Source organism: Acinetobacter sp. AL9, assembly GCF_041464035.1.
In the GTDB taxonomy this organism is placed as follows: domain Bacteria; phylum Pseudomonadota; class Gammaproteobacteria; order Pseudomonadales; family Moraxellaceae; genus Acinetobacter; species Acinetobacter towneri.
In genome coordinates, this window is sequence record NZ_JAYFSK010000058.1 from 1 (window position 1) to 15,545 (window position 15,545).

General features: G+C 42.5%; 12 protein-coding genes and 1 rRNA gene. 4 read left to right on the forward strand and 9 right to left on the reverse strand.

Features of this window, described 5'->3' with window-relative positions:
* Positions 1-378 precede the first annotated feature (378 nt).
* Entirely contained in the window at positions 379-1,677 is a 1,299-nt protein-coding gene (locus ACEO2X_RS11370) for a solute carrier family 23 protein (protein WP_168418345.1), read from the forward strand.
* Between the two features lie 279 nt (positions 1,678-1,956).
* On the opposite strand, the gene ACEO2X_RS11375 is transcribed toward ACEO2X_RS11370, so the two are convergent.
* The 5 genes from ACEO2X_RS11375 to ilvD (ACEO2X_RS11395) form a co-directional block, all read right to left on the reverse strand.
* A complete protein-coding gene (locus ACEO2X_RS11375; RefSeq protein ID WP_004970356.1) occupies positions 1,957-2,136 on the reverse strand; it encodes a hypothetical protein in 180 nt (59 codons plus the stop codon).
* A gap of 317 nt (positions 2,137-2,453) precedes the next feature.
* Positions 2,454-2,741, reverse strand: a complete 288-nt coding sequence (locus ACEO2X_RS11380) for a chorismate mutase (RefSeq protein WP_179988877.1) — start codon at positions 2,739-2,741, stop codon at positions 2,454-2,456.
* Positions 2,731-4,050 (reverse strand): hypothetical protein, encoded by a 1,320-nt coding sequence (locus ACEO2X_RS11385; protein ID WP_346791713.1) that lies wholly within the window; start codon positions 4,048-4,050, stop codon positions 2,731-2,733. Before ACEO2X_RS11385 ends, ACEO2X_RS11380 begins: the two co-directional genes overlap by 11 nt.
* A 118-nt stretch (positions 4,051-4,168) precedes the next feature.
* The gene (ilvD, locus tag ACEO2X_RS11390; protein ID WP_371972052.1) at positions 4,169-5,854 is read right to left on the reverse strand and encodes a dihydroxy-acid dehydratase; all 1,686 of its coding nucleotides are present in this window, start codon (positions 5,852-5,854) and stop codon (positions 4,169-4,171) included.
* 218 nt (positions 5,855-6,072) lie between these two features.
* A complete protein-coding gene (ilvD, locus tag ACEO2X_RS11395; RefSeq protein ID WP_019837334.1) occupies positions 6,073-7,902 on the reverse strand; it encodes a dihydroxy-acid dehydratase in 1,830 nt (609 codons plus the stop codon).
* Positions 7,903-8,272: 370 nt separating this feature from the next.
* Here ilvD (ACEO2X_RS11395) and fmt point away from each other — a divergent pair, with 370 nt between their 5' ends.
* Entirely contained in the window at positions 8,273-9,235 is a 963-nt protein-coding gene (gene fmt, locus ACEO2X_RS11400; RefSeq protein ID WP_131262038.1) for a methionyl-tRNA formyltransferase, read from the forward strand.
* A complete protein-coding gene (gene rsmB / locus ACEO2X_RS11405; protein ID WP_180009358.1) occupies positions 9,232-10,539 on the forward strand; it encodes a 16S rRNA (cytosine(967)-C(5))-methyltransferase RsmB in 1,308 nt (435 codons plus the stop codon). The genes fmt and rsmB overlap by 4 nt, the downstream gene beginning before the upstream one ends.
* Before the next feature lie 302 nt (positions 10,540-10,841).
* On the opposite strand, the gene ACEO2X_RS11410 is transcribed toward rsmB, so the two are convergent.
* From ACEO2X_RS11410 to ACEO2X_RS11420, 3 genes are all read right to left on the reverse strand, one after another.
* A complete protein-coding gene (locus ACEO2X_RS11410; RefSeq protein WP_004970370.1) occupies positions 10,842-10,952 on the reverse strand; it encodes a methionine/alanine import family NSS transporter small subunit in 111 nt (36 codons plus the stop codon).
* Position 10,953: 1 nt separating this feature from the next.
* Positions 10,954-12,438: a sodium-dependent transporter gene (locus ACEO2X_RS11415; RefSeq protein ID WP_104852799.1), complete on the reverse strand. Its 1,485-nt coding sequence runs from the start codon at positions 12,436-12,438 to the stop codon at positions 10,954-10,956.
* 565 nt (positions 12,439-13,003) lie between these two features.
* Positions 13,004-14,446: an aldehyde dehydrogenase family protein gene (locus ACEO2X_RS11420; protein ID WP_180096436.1), complete on the reverse strand. Its 1,443-nt coding sequence runs from the start codon at positions 14,444-14,446 to the stop codon at positions 13,004-13,006.
* 172 nt (positions 14,447-14,618) lie between these two features.
* On the opposite strand from ACEO2X_RS11420, the gene ACEO2X_RS11425 reads away from it, so the two are divergent.
* Positions 14,619-15,302 (forward strand): TIGR04219 family outer membrane beta-barrel protein, encoded by a 684-nt coding sequence (locus tag ACEO2X_RS11425; protein ID WP_371972053.1) that lies wholly within the window; start codon positions 14,619-14,621, stop codon positions 15,300-15,302.
* A gap of 124 nt (positions 15,303-15,426) precedes the next feature.
* On the opposite strand, the gene rrf is transcribed toward ACEO2X_RS11425, so the two are convergent.
* A 5S ribosomal RNA gene (gene rrf, locus ACEO2X_RS11430) occupies positions 15,427-15,541 on the reverse strand.
* Positions 15,542-15,545 lie beyond the last annotated feature (4 nt).

The following is a 15,545-nucleotide window of genomic DNA, read 5'->3' on the forward strand; positions in this document are numbered from 1 at the left end:
TCATGAGAAAGCCCATATAAATGGGTAATGTACAAGTTGCTGTAGAAGCATGTTTAATTCGTCTGATCACAGATACTTTATAACGTATTTTAATACTTTTTTGAATCCGTCAATGCGTAAGTCCTATTTTGTATAAAATACAAACAAAAATCGCAGGTCATACAATTTTTTTTTAAACTGCGACTATCACTAAGTGACTGCAATACATTCTTTAAATTTATAAATAAAATTACTTATTTATATTAAATGTAAATTTTATCAAATAGTAAAATTTAATTCTAAAAATAAGCAACTGGTCAGTTTCCTCGCAAAATTTTTAAAAAATTTATGCAATACAAGGGTATGATGTGCTCAATTTAGCTTTTGAGTGCTCACTTTATGTCCAATTGGTTTCCCAAATGGCGCCCTTATGAAGGCAACATTGATGCGCGTCCTGTAGGGACCAATGAGTATCTACCGCCTGCACAAACCGTTGTATTGGGGATACAACACGCGTTTGCCATGTTTGGTGCTACGGTACTTGCACCTTTCTTAATGGGCTTTGACCCGAACCTTGCCATTTTAATGTCAGGGATTTGTACCATCCTGTTCTTTTTCATGACAGGTGGGCGCGTTCCAAGTTATTTAGGTTCGAGCTTTGCCTTTATTGGGGTAGTGATTGCTGCCACAGGCTATGCAGGTGCAGCAGGTGGTTTAAATGCCAATATTGGGGTCGCGGCAGGCGGGATTATTGCCTGCGGTATTTTATATGCCCTGATTGGCTTTTTGGTGATGGCCACAGGCACCCGCTGGATTGAAAAATTGATGCCACCTGTAGTGACAGGTGCAGTGGTGATGATCATTGGTTTAAACCTTGCCCCAGTCACGGTCAAAGCCGTTGCAGGCAATCCATTTAATATGTGGATGGCATTGGTAACTGTACTATGTATGGGCATGATTGCCGTGTTTACCAAAGGTTTACTGCAACGCCTCTTGCTTTTAATTGGCTTACTCATGTCGTATCTGATCTATTTTATGGTCACCAATGTCATGGGTTGGGGGACGCCAATTAACTTCACACCAATTCAGCAAGCCGCGTGGTTTGGTGTTCCAGACTTTCATGCGCCTGTATTTGATGTGAATGCCATGCTGATTATTGCCCCAATTGCTTTCATTTTGGTGGCCGAAAACTTGGGACACATTAAAGCAGTCGGAGCAATGACAGGTGAAAACCTCGATCCACACATTGGTAAAGCCTTTGTAGCCGATGGTGTTGCCACAACACTCGCAGGTGGTGTCGGTGCGCCGGGTATGACCACCTATGGTGAAAACATTGGGGTGATGGCTGTTACCCGCGTGTATTCCACGATTATTTTTGTGGTGGCGGGGATGTTTGCTATTTTCCTTGGCTTATCACCAAAATTTGGGGCAATCATCCATACCATTCCTACCGCCATTTTAACGGGCGCTTCGATTGTGGTATTTGGTTTGATTACCATTGCTGGCGCGAAAATCTGGATTGAAAACAAAGTCGATTTTTCTAAAAACAAAAACTTGATGGTGGCTGCCGTGACCATTATTTTAGGAACGGGCGACTTTGCGCTGCAACTAGGCAGCTTTAACTTGGGTGGGATTGGTACAGCAACTTTTGCGGCCTTGTTCCTGAACTGGTTCTTTAGTTTGCGTGATCCATCCTAATCAAAACCTACGTTCATCTGCTTGATCTCAAGTTGATGCTAAAGCAATGCAAAAAGACCGAACAACAATGATTGTTCGGTCTTTTTTAGCTCAAACGGTCTGTCTAGAATAAACCGTTTTTAAGAGATCATGCTTTTGCTGTGGCTTATTTCTGTTTTTTAAGCTCTTGCTTAAGTTGCTTCAATTTGCCTTTATGTTTTGAAATCTTTTTCAAACGTGCTTTGATTTGTTGCTTCAAAGATTTAACTTGCTTAGCCATGGTATTACTCCTTAGTAAGGCTATTCGTTGCCATTGTGTTGTTTCACAAAACTACGAATAAATTTTCTTAATTCACGAGCAGCACTAGTATCAAGTTCTTCACATAAACGAATAAATTCATCACGTTCAGTACTATTAATACGAATTAAAAGTTGTCCATCTTTCTTGCCTGTCTTTATTTTTTTGATTTGCTCGTTCATTGCTGATCTCTCCAAAATAAAGACTGCTTTGCAAAAGATGTATATACAATATATATACTTTTTAAAATAAAGCAAACTTACAATATTAAAAAATGTAATAAAATCATATTCTTTTTTTTACCAATTCTTTTTAAAAACCCAGCAAAGCCAAGACAGGCAAGGCTTTGCGCTTAAAACCACCTGCAGAAAAAATAAGCAAATTATTTTTAAAAATTATGCTTTGAATACCAAGATGGCATATAAATACGCGGTTTTACCGCAAAAACGCAAAGTTTGGGCTGCGTTTGAAGCATCGCCCAAACTTAGGGATAGATCAATTAAGGACGGAATTCTTTTAATTCACGCTGAATAAAATGCTGAATCATATCGTGATACAAACGCTCGACCATGTCAGGATCGACTGCATGTTGCAGAGCCAAAGTACGGACTTTTTCAATCACTTCTTTCACGCGCTGCGGTGACTGTACATCTTCCACAGTCTGTTTATGGCGCATGGCCTGATCGACATAAAACTGACGCGATGCAATCAGTTCAATTAAAGCCACATCAATTTGGTCTATTTTGTCACGTGCTTGTTGTAATGAGTTTACTTTTTCATTGTTCATGGGCTTGGGCTACACTTTCAGTTTCGGTTTCGTTTTCACTCTTATACTTTTCTTCTAACACATTACTGAAAATACTTTCAATCATCCACACCCGATATAAGCTGTTAAACACGTAGCTTTGCCCATCTATGCGCAATTCCAACACAGGAAAATCGGGCTGAGATTTCATTTCACACAGCATATCGTTTTCTTTGAGCAACTCGGTCACATCGGCTGTGGTCAGTTGATCTAACTCCAGTTCACGCTGCATACGCTCAAAATGCGCTTTAAAGGATAAATCCTGTCCCCTCGTCCATACCGCCTGCAAAATGCGATACATGGCATCGACACGCTGTTCTTCAGGCGCACTGTAATACAGTTGTGCCATTTGATAAGTCGCCTGCTCAGTCGGGCGGCAAAACGGCGTAAACGCAACATCAGTACGTTTAGATAAACGTGTTGCCAAACTCCAGTCAAACCAGTCGCGTCCATGATAAGACAAGGGATACACATTCAAATGGATATTGTAATAGGCAGCTAATTCTTCTTTGATATACGCCAATAACAACCAAGAAATCGGGTCTTCCAGTGCAATATACAAATCCAGTTCAGGGTCGAGTGCCTGAATTTCATTGAGTTCTTCGGCATCACTAATTAAATGTTCTCGCCATTCAATGTGATTGATCAAGAAAATAGGATTATCGGTGAGTAATTTTTGTTGTTTTAAACGGCGTGTCAAACGCAATAAATCATCGACCGCATGATATTTACGTCCACCAAACTCAAAATAACTGGCCAATACAGGTGCATCATCAAAAACCCGTTCAGGAAAATCCTGAATTTGATGATGACGGCTGGACATGGCATATAAAGTGCGTAATTTACCCGACTGCTTTTGCCACAGCATGTGGAACACATCTTCCAGTAAATACAAGAAATCCTGACCACGTAACGGCGTATGCCGCAAAATGGTTTCTGCCTGCATTAAGGCTTCTGCAGTCGGTGATTCAGGGGTATCGTGAAAACTAAACCGATGTTGTTTGGCAAGAATTTGTGCATCTTGAATACAGTAATTTTGCCATTCTGCAGCCGACATTTGATTCGGTGCATCGCCACTTTGCCGCGAAATCACCACGGTTAAAGGTTTTAATTCATCGGCCAGAATATCTTCTAATTGCGGCAACTGCTGTACCGCCAAATAGCTATATACATCATCTAGACGTAAATACACACTCAGTCCGTGTTCCGTGGGCAACACCGCTTGCCGAGATGGTTTTTGATAAAACCAACTCGATCTGATCGGATCGAACCAACGGCGTAACAGTGACATGAGATCAGCCTCTAAAAAGAAAATCCTTGTGGTTTGGGGACAAGCCACATGCAAATCATGTGCGCTCGTCCTTCAATAGTACACAAGGATTTATATCAATTCATATAAAAATGATCAATTAGACCTCTAAATTCAGATCAGTCACTGCACCTTTTTCTGCGCCCGATGCCAATTTAGCAAATTTCGCCAATGCACCATGGGTATAGTTTGGCTTTGGTTTGACCCATGCCGCTTTACGTGCTGCCATTTCCTTTTCCGACACATGCCAAGTCATTTCACGGGTTTCGGCATTAATCGAAATTTTATCGCCATTTTTCACCAGACCAATTGGCCCGCCTTCATACGCTTCTGGGGTCACATGCCCAATCACAAAACCGTGACTGCCACCCGAAAAACGTCCATCGGTAATTAACGCGACTGAATTACCCAAACCTTTGCCAATAATTGCAGAAGTTGGTTTCAGCATTTCTGGCATACCCGGGCCACCTTTAGGGCCTTCACCACGAATCACCACCACTTCACCTTCTTGCACTTCACCATCTAAAATGCCGCGCATCGCGCCAATTTCACCTTCAAAAACGCGTGCAGGGCCTTCAAAATACAAGCCTTCTTTGCCTGTAATTTTTGCCACTGCGCCCGTAGGTGATAAGTTGCCTTTTAAAACCACCAAGTGCGAATCTTTTTTGATTGGCGCATCAAACGGTAAAATAATTTGCTGACCTTCAGGATAATCGGCAACATCGGCCAAGTTTTCTGCCAAAGTTTTACCTGTAACCGTTAAGCAAGAACCATCGAGCATGCCTGCATCTAACATACGTTTCATCAATGGTTGAATTCCGCCAATGGCAATCAGCTCCGACATTAAATACTTGCCCGATGGACGTACATCGGCCACCACTGGAGTTTCCTGACCAATACGCACGAAATCATCCAGTGTGAGTTCAACCCCTGCAGAATGTGCCATGGCAATCAAATGCAACACACCATTGGTCGATCCACCCAAAGCAATCAGCACTTTAATGGCATTTTCAAAGGCAGATTTGGTCATAATGTCACGTGGTTTAATATCCAGACGTAACAGATTCATGACTGCTTCGCCTGCGCGTTGGCAATCTTCGATTTTATCTTGAGAAACAGCTTCTTGTGCCGAAGACCCTGGTAAACTCATGCCCAATGCTTCAATGGCCGATGCCATAGAGTTCGCGGTGTACATGCCACCACAAGAGCCTGCACCTGGCAAAGCCACTTCTTCAATTTGTTTGACCTGAATTTCGTTAATTTCACCTTTGGCATGCTGACCCACGGCTTCAAACACCGAAATAATATCGGTATGTCCTGCACCCGGTTTAATAGTGCCGCCATAAACAAACAAGCCCGGACGGTTTAAACGCGCCAGTCCCATAATGCAGCCCGGCATGTTTTTATCGCAGCCACCAATTGCAATCACACCATCATAGGCCTGACAGCCCACCACAGCTTCAATTGAGTCGGCAATAATTTCACGTGAAACCAATGAATATTTCATGCCTTCGGTGCCGTTTGAAATACCATCTGAAATGGTGATGGTATTGAAAATAATGCCTTTACCACCCGCCTGATTCACGCCTGTTTCTGCTTCGCGCGCCAAACCATCAATATGCATATTACATGGTGTGACATTGGCCCAAGTCGATGCAATTCCAATAAATGGACGAGTAAAATCTTCATCCTTAAAACCCACCGCACGCATCATGGAACGTGCAGGTGCATTTTCAATGCCTTCATAGACTTCGGCTGAATGTTCGCGGATATTCTGTTTACTCATGGCTGATTCCTTAGCAAGATGGGTGAAATGACGTATTCATCATGACAATTTATTTTATTTTTCATTGTATCGAAAGCAGGTAGGATGTAAACGAAAATGCCTGTCTAATTTCATCGCTCAAATTTGCTGCGATACTGACATCGCTCATTGCAGACACATAAAAAAGCACCCCAATTTTGGAGTGCTTTTTTGTAGCAGCTTAAATTGCCAAGTACTGCTTAGATTTCACGTACCGCACCTTTTGCCGCACTGGTGGTATGCATGGCATAAGCTTTCAACGCTTTAGAAATTTTACGTGGACGTTCTTCTGCAGGATGCCAGCCTTTAGCTTCTTGCGCTTCACGACGTGCCGCCATAGTTGCGTCATCTACCGCCAAGTGAATGCTGCGGTTTGGAATATCAATTTCGATACGGTCACCATCTTCAACCAGACCAATCGCACCACCTTCAGCCGCTTCTGGAGAAACGTGACCAATTGAAAGACCTGAAGAACCGCCCGAGAAACGACCATCGGTCAGTAAGGCACATTCTTTGCCTAAACCTTTCGATTTCAAATAGCTGGTTGGATAGAGCATTTCTTGCATACCTGGGCCACCACGTGGGCCTTCGTAGCGAATCACCACCACATCACCCGCTGTGATTTTACCGCCCAAAATCGCGTCTACAGCAGCATCCTGACTTTCAAAAACACGTGCTGTGCCGTTGAATTTCAAAATAGAATCATCCACCCCTGCAGTTTTTACAATACAGCCATCTAAAGCAATATTGCCGTAAAGTACCGCCAAACCACCATCTTTAGAGAAAGCGTGTTCTGCATTACGAATCACACCATTGTCACGGTCACCATCTAAACGTGAATAGTAACGGTCTTGTGAGAATGCTGTTTGGGTGGGTACGCCGCCCGGTGCAGAACGGAAGAACTGGTAAACGTCTTCATTTTCGGTACGGATGATGTCCCATTTATCCAAAGCATCTTTTAAAGTCGCTTCGTGAACTGTGCCTACTGAAGTGTCCAATAAACCTGCGCGATCCAGCTCGCCTAAAATAGACATAATGCCACCCGCACGGTGTACATCTTCCATGTGAACATCTTGTTTTGCAGGCGCTACTTTACATAAAACAGGCACTTTACGTGATAAACGGTCAATGTCATCCATGGTGAAATCCACACCTGCCTCATTGGCAGCCGCCAACAAGTGCAGTACGGTGTTGGTTGAACCGCCCATGGCAATGTCCAACGTCATAGCATTTTCATAAGATGCTTTGGTTGCAATTGAACGTGGCAATACGCTGTAATCGTCTTGTTCATAATGGCGTTTGGCCAATTCCACAATCAACTGACCTGCTTTATCAAACAGTTTTTTACGGTTGGCGTGAGTTGCTACAATTGAACCGTTGCCCGGTAAAGATAAACCTAGAGCTTCTGTTAAGCAGTTCATTGAGTTTGCAGTGAACATGCCTGAACATGAACCACAAGTTGGACATGCTGAACGCTCATATTCAGCAACTTCTTCATCCGTATAGTTGTCATCTGCCGCCACAATCATCGCGTCAATCAAGTCAATCGCGTGTTCATTGCCACGAATTTTGACTTTACCTGCTTCCATTGGGCCGCCAGACACAAACACCACTGGAATGTTCAGACGCATAGCAGCCATCAGCATCCCTGGTGTGATTTTGTCACAGTTGGATATACACACCATTGCATCGGCGCAGTGTGCGCTGACCATGTATTCTACCGAGTCGGCAATCAAGTCACGCGATGGCAATGAATACAACATGCCGTCATGACCCATGGCAATCCCGTCATCTACAGCAATGGTGTTAAATTCTTTGGCAACACCACCTGCCGCCTGAATTTGCTCTGCCACCATTTGACCGAGGTCTTTTAAATGCACATGGCCAGGTACAAATTGGGTAAATGAGTTGACCACCGCAATAATCGGCTTACCGAAATCTTCGTCTTTCATACCCGTTGCACGCCATAAGCCGCGTGCACCCGCCATATTTCTTCCGTGTGTCGATGTTTTTGAACGATAGTCAGGCATTATAAAGTTCCAACTTGGTTGTGCTGAAATGAATCTGAAATTCATTCTGGCGAAATAATACTGTTTGCAAGATCTGTATCACTGCAAAATAGTTTAAGAGTCTTTGTATTTTACTACAGCTTGAGGTAGTAAGGCTGCTGCTTTACCAACTTTATGATGGATAAAAAGTGACGAAAAACTACAGCACTTTGTTGATCATACTGAATGCAATACAAAACTTTCATGAATAATTTTTAAATTTTGCATTACTAATTTTTATCATAATAATTTATAGCACAGCGACAAGGTGGATTTGTTACAACCCGTTCCGACCTTTGAGCCGCAATTTGTTATAATTGCCGCGTCATCTAAAACTATGGGTTGATTTCCATTGAAAATCGTTTTTGCAGGTACGCCTGAATTTGCTGCAAGCGCTTTGGCAGCACTCCTGAACACCGAACATGAGATTGTCGCGGTTTACACCCAGCCTGACCGTAAAGCAGGACGCGGACAAAAACTCACAGCATCTGCGGTGAAGCAATTGGCACTACAACACGATCTTCCTGTCTATCAACCTTTGCATTTTAAATCATCTACTGAAGAAGGTCTGGCGGCCCAACAAGAATTGGCTGCATTGAATGCCGATGTGATGGTGGTTGCGGCCTATGGTTTAATCTTGCCGCAAGTGGTTTTAGATACTCCTAAATATGGCTGCTTGAATATTCACGGTTCGTTATTGCCACGTTGGCGTGGTGCAGCGCCGATTCAGCGCGCGATTGCCACAGGTGATACCGAAACAGGTATTACCATTATGAAAATGGCTGCAGGCTTAGATACGGGCGATATGATGTATAAAACCCTATGCCCAATTACTGCAGCAGACACCTCTGCCACTTTACATGACAAACTGGCGCAGCAAGGTGCCGAAGCAATTGTTGAAGTACTGGCTTCAGAACAAAAATTGCAAGACTATTTAGCCGCGCGTGAAGTGCAAGATGAAGCCTTGACGGTCTATGCACACAAATTGACCAAAGCCGAAGCACAAATTGACTGGTCACAAACTGCAGCCGAAATTGACCGTAATATCCGTGCCTTTAACCCGTGGCCGGTGGCGTTTATCCCTTTAGATGAAACACAAAACTTGCGCGTTTGGGGTTCAGCATTATCGGATGAATCTGCACAAGGCAAAGCTGCAGGCACAATTTTAAAACTGGACAAACAAGGCGTACACGTCGCTTGTGGCGATCAACAAGCGGTATGCTTAAGCTCGTTGCAATGGCCAGGTGCTAAACCGCTGAATCCTGTGCAAATCATTCAAACTCAAAAACTTCAAACAGGACAAGTTCTCGCATGAGCCATTCTGAATCAGGCAACTCACATTTGAACTTGCGTGCCCAAGTCATCCGTACGCTATTGGCTGTACAACAAGGGCAATCATTGGCGAGCGTTTTACCTGCACATTTAAGTAAAGTCGCAGAACGTGACCGCGCCTTGTTTCATGAACTGGTTTTGGGCACTTTGCGTCAATGGTATGCCCTAAAAAGCATTACTTTGCCGCTGTTGGTGAAACCACTCAACAATGAAACTGTTGAAACCTGTTTATATGTCGGCTTATATCAAGTGCTTTGTACTCGTGTAGCCAGTCATGCCGCAATTTCTGAAACCGTAACTGCAGCCAAACAATTGGGCTATCAAGCACTCAGCGGTGTGGTGAATGCCATTCTGCGTCGTGTTTCACGTGAAACATCGGAATTTCAAAAGGCTTTGGCGCAGGCACATGGTTTGCCAAGTTGGTTGTATAAACGTCTGAAAAAAGATTGGCCTGAACAACAAGAACAACTGACGCAAACTTTAAAGCAAACCGCGCCTCTGACTTTAAGAGTCAATACACGCCAAATCAGCCGCGATGACTATTTAGAAATTTTGCAGGAACAAGAGATTGCTGCAGAAGCTTGCACCGTGTCTGAAGTCGGTATTGTGATGCTGCAAAATGTGCACATTCCAGACTTGCCTGGTTTTGATGAAGGCGTATTTTCCGTACAGGACGAACATGCCCAACTGTGTGCAACGCTCTTGCCAAATTTAGATGGCAAAGTGGTAGTCGATGCCTGCGCAGCACCCGGTGGTAAAACAGCGCATCTGCTTGAAAAATTTCAGCCTAAAAAATTGATTGCCATAGATCAGGATACCAAACGTCTGTTACGTGTCAGCGAAAATCTAGAACGTCTGCAACTGAATCAAGAAGCGCAAGTTGAAATTTTGGCTGCCGATGCAACCACATGGAATGCCAGTGAAGCAGTGGACTGTATTGTATTGGATGCACCGTGTTCTGCAATTGGAGTCTTGCGTCGCCATCCAGATATTCGTTTGCTGCGTCAATCTAGCGATATTAAGCAAACGGTGGCATTACAGCAACAGATTTTGCAGCAGATGTGGCAGCAACTCAAAGTTGGTGGCACCTTGCTTTACATTACCTGCTCGGTTTTAAAAGCCGAAAATGAACAGCAAATGCAGCAATTCTTTGCCGAACATCAAAATGCCAAAGAAGTCAAAATTGATGCAGATTGGGGCATTCCACAACTGTATGGACGCCAATTATTGCCGCAACAAGGACGCGGGGATGGTTTTTATTATTGTCGTATTGAAAAAACCGCCTAAGCTGTTTCTGTTTTAACGATTCTTCTCATTTAATAGCCTTTCCAAAAAAATAACCCTTGAATCAATCAAGGGTTAATTTAGGGTCTGTTGACACTTCGTCTATGTTTGCGACGACGCATATTTTTTAGCTGATATAAGGCATGGGACAGGAAATTTAGTCATTCTAAATGACTGGCACATAACGCAATAGCAGCAAAAAATATGCTTGTCCTTCGCTGCGCCTTGCGCTGCAAACAAAGCAGTGCTTGTTTTTGCTCAGGCTGTGCAATGCCTTACAACATTGCACTCGTTCAGTAAAATGCTTAGTCTTCAAGTTCATCTGGGTTTTTGATCAGGTGAATCATCGCCAAAACCAAACCACCCCAAAGTACCACTGTTGAAATAATCAACATCACCAATGCAGATGTATTCATCTTATTTCTCCGCTGCGTCGTGATCTTTTAAGCGGCTAAGCAATACCGCGCCAATAATAAAGAGCACCACGGTACCACCACCCACGGTGAGTAAAATGTGTAATGGATAACCCCCATAGCCTTCTGCAAAAATAGATTTAAGGGTTAAACCTAAAGCCACGAGCAATGAAAGCGGCGTCACGATGGTTAACAGGAAATTCCAGCCCCAACCCAATTTAATGCTTGAGTATTGGTTAACGTGTTGCTGTAACTCTTTGAGCAATGGACGACGGAACCAAGTCACCAAAATGATCGACAATAAACCACCACCAACAATACCAATGTTGTTGGCAAAGTAGTCAATGATGTCGACAAAAGTAATCGCGCTGTGGGTAGAGAATAAAATGGTTGAAACAATAGCTGAACCACCCGCAATAATGGTTACTGCACGCTTACGCGACCAACCCAGCTTGTCTTGGAACGCAGCAATGGGTACTTGCAGAATACTCACCATTGAGGTCACCCCTGCAACCGTCAATGAGGCGAAGAATAAGAAACCAAATAAATCGCCACCTGCACCCAAGCTTGAAATGATTTTCGGGAATGCAATAAAAGCTAAACCAATACCGCCCGAAACCACTTCATCTACCGATGAACCTGCGCTGTACGCCATGAAACCAAGCGCAGCAAAAATACCAATACCCGCTAAAATTTCAAAAGATGAGTTTGCAAGTGCAACCACCAAGCCTGAACCAGTCAAGTTGGTTTTACGTTTTAGGTAAGATGAGTAGGTCAACATAATCCCGAAACCCACTGAAAGTGAGAAGAAGATATGACCAAAGGCAGCTAACCATACTTTATAGTTCGCCATCGCTTCCCAGTTAGGCGTAAAGAAAGCATTTAAGCCATCGACTGCACCCGGTAAACGTAAAGCTTGAACCACGAGAATAGAGAACAAAATCAGCAAAAGTGGTATAAAGATTTTATTTGACAGCTCAACCCCTTTTTTCACCCCGCCGTATAAAATGAACATCACCACCGTCCATACGATGACTAGACCAATAAATAAGGTTGGTACAAAACCAAAGGCTAAGCCTTCACCATTTTGTAAGTAGCTTGTGAAAAAGAATTTTTCAGTGTCTGTTCCCCATTGCTGACCAATGGAATAGAACATATAACTGCCTGCCCAAGACAATACGCTGGCATAGTAAATACCAATCAGCAAAGTCACCATCACCTGCCACCAGCCCAATGCTTCACTGTTCATGAGCTTTTTATAAGCGGTTGGTGGTGCTTTACGGTATTTATGCCCAACTGCATAGTCCAAAAACAGCAATGGCAAACCTGCGGCAAAGATCGCAATTAAATAAGGGATTAAAAATGCGCCGCCGCCATTTTCATAGGCAACATAAGGGAAACGCCAAATATTGCCCAACCCGACCGCAGAACCAATGGCTGCGATAATAAAGCCTGATCGCGCGGACCAACTCTCACGAGAATCTGTCATAGAACACCTAAACTTCAGGTTATTTTTTGCTGCTTGTTTTTTAATTCTGACCTTTTATATAAATAACTTGCTTTTTCATTAGCTTAAATTTACTTTATATAACGGTACTTTAGCGCACGCAAAAAATATCCTGCAAAAAATGAAAATCTGGGTGTTTGCTTTAGAGTCACACCTTTTGAGCATCAAATTCTAAAGGTCAAACAGCGAAATATTCGGAAAATCTTGCTTAAAGTCTTTGCCCAATATTGCGCTTTTGTATGGCTTAACAATACTCATTTTTGAACAATTTTTCTGTAAATTCTGCTTAGAAAGATGCTTTTTGTATGCATTTTTTTAATCAAACGTTCAAATTCCACTCCATTTTGACTTGATTTTTTGGTTATAAGTCATATAACTATTTGGAATGTAATGTTGGTGCTATTTGAGTTGTTTTACTTTTCATCTATTATAGCAGCGCTGTAGCTTATTATTCACCAAACCACAGCGCTGTAATCAATCATCTCAAAATTCAGAGTTAACTCATCCTTTCTCTTTATTTATAACGATGCATCATTAGATCAGATACTTAACGCTTAATTACCAATAAACGCTCTTCCTGCATATCCCGAATAGCAGATTGAATCCCTTCTCGCCCTAAACCCGAATCTTTCACGCCACCATAAGGCATATTGTCCACACGGAACGATGGAATATCATTAATAATCACCCCACCAACTTGTAACTGATCCCATGCATACAGCATTTTTTCCAAGCTTTGTGTATAAATACCCGCCTGTAAACCAAAACGACTTTGGTTGATACGTGCAATCCCTTGCTCAAAAGATGAATATTTTTCCAAAATGGCAACAGGGCCAAAAACTTCATCTTTATAAACTTCCAAGTTTGGATCGACCTGTTCCAATAAAGTCGGTTCAAACATCACACCTTTCAGCTCGCCACCTGCCAATATTTTTGCGCCTTTTTTCACCGCTTTATCAATCCACTTTTTCAAGCGCTGCGCTTCAGCTTCCTTAATCATTGGCCCGACCAAAGTGCTGTCTAAATCAGGATCTGCCGCTTTAATTTTCTTGAGCTGGCTCACAAGTTTCTTTTTCAGTTCGGCATATACGTCAGCATGCACCAAAATACGTTGCACACTAATACACACCTGCCCAGCATGATTATACGCACCACCAATTAAGCGATGAATCAATGCATCATTCAATTCAGTATCGGGTTCAATCATCACTGCTGCATTGCCGCCCAACTCTAGCGTTACTTTTTTGCGTCCTGCGCGGGCTTTCATATCCCAACCCACCACATCTGAACCGGTAAAACTGAGCAGTTTAAAGCGGTCATCTGTCACTAAAACATCAGCTTGTTCACGCTCACAAGGCAATACCGAAAACGCACCTTTAGGTAAATCTGTTTCTGCCAACACTTCTGCAATTTTCAATGCTGAAATAGGCGTGGCACTGGCAGGTTTTAATACAAAAGGACAACCTGCGGCAATCGCAGGTGCAATTTTATGTGCAGTTAAATTCAACGGAAAATTAAAAGGACTAATCAAAGACACGGTACCAATGGGTACATGCTTAACCATCCCTTGATAATTCGCAGCAGCAGCCGTCACTGCCAACGGCAAAATACGCCCTTCATCTAGTTGTGACACCGCATCTGCCGCAATTTGGAAGGTATTAATTAAACGCTCGACTTCTGCCATCGCAGCCAAACGTGGTTTTCCACCTTCGGCAATTAAAATTTCGACCAATTCTTCACGCATGTTTTGAAAACGCTGCACACAATGCAACAGAATTTTTTGTTTTTGAAAGGGCTGTAACTTTGCCATTTCGGCTTCTGCTTTTACGGCTGCACGAATGGCTTTTTCAATACTTTTCGCATCGGCAAGTGCGACACGCGCATATAAATTTTGAGAATATTTATGCTGAACGGCTAACCATTGCCCTGTTTCTACGGCTTTATTGGCAAGATAGAGCGGATAATCGACAGGTGGATGGACATTTTGCATACTGAAATCCTCTATTTTTGGCGCGAATTAAGCTATATTTTTACAAGAATTTTGATTCAAGAAAATGTATGATGCGTTAAGTTGGACAATATTTCACATGATTTTTTGTCACGAGAACATACAACACCACACCATTCATCCCAAATGATGATGACAAAATACTAGAGTTTATATGCTTACATTACAACGTTTTGCTTTAGCATGCAGTTTAATTAGTTGTTCAGCGGTGCATGCCGATATTATTGGGGTAAAAGCCAGTGTAGATTATTGGAAATATAGCGCAGACTGGAATCAGGCTCAGTTATCACCAAACTTAGATGACGATTTTGCCTTACCCTTTACTCTGGCAGTAGAACATCCTGTTCCTTTTTTACCCAATGCCAAAATTAAGCATGCCAATTTGCAGGCCGAAAGCGAGCAAAGCGCTGCTGGTGTAAAAATCAATCAGCTGGATTTAGATTACTCAGACTTCATTTTATATTATGAAATTTTAGATAACATTGTTACAGCAGATGTTGGATTTGGCGCCAAAGTACTTGAAGGTGACTTAAGATCTAATTTGTTTTCAACACAAGACGTCAGTGAAACTTTAGCTATGTTATATGCAGAGGCAGCAGTTAAATTACCGTTTACGGGTTTAAGTGCCAAAGCTGAAGCAAATTACGCCAAAAATAGCGACAATGAAGTTCGTGATGCTCAGGCAGAAATTAAATATAACTTTGTCGATACCGTTTTGGTCGATGTGGGTTTAAAAGCGGGCTATCGCATTTTAGATATTAAGCTCAATCAAGATTCCAATCAGGAAACTCAATTAGAGTTTAAAGGCCCATATTTAGGCTTAGAAGCACATTTCTAAATATTTGATATTTAAATAAATTTAAAACCCTTAAATTATGTTTAAGGGTTTTTTTATTCATTCTACTTTTCTTTTTTACATAAAAAAACACCCTCAACGCTAGTTGAGGGTGTTTAGAATAATGAGCTGGCGATGACTTACTCTCACATGGGTAACCCCACACTACCATCAGCGCGAAGAGGTTTCACTTCTGAGTTCGGGAAGGGATCAGGTGGTTCACTCTTGCTATGGTCGCCAGCACAA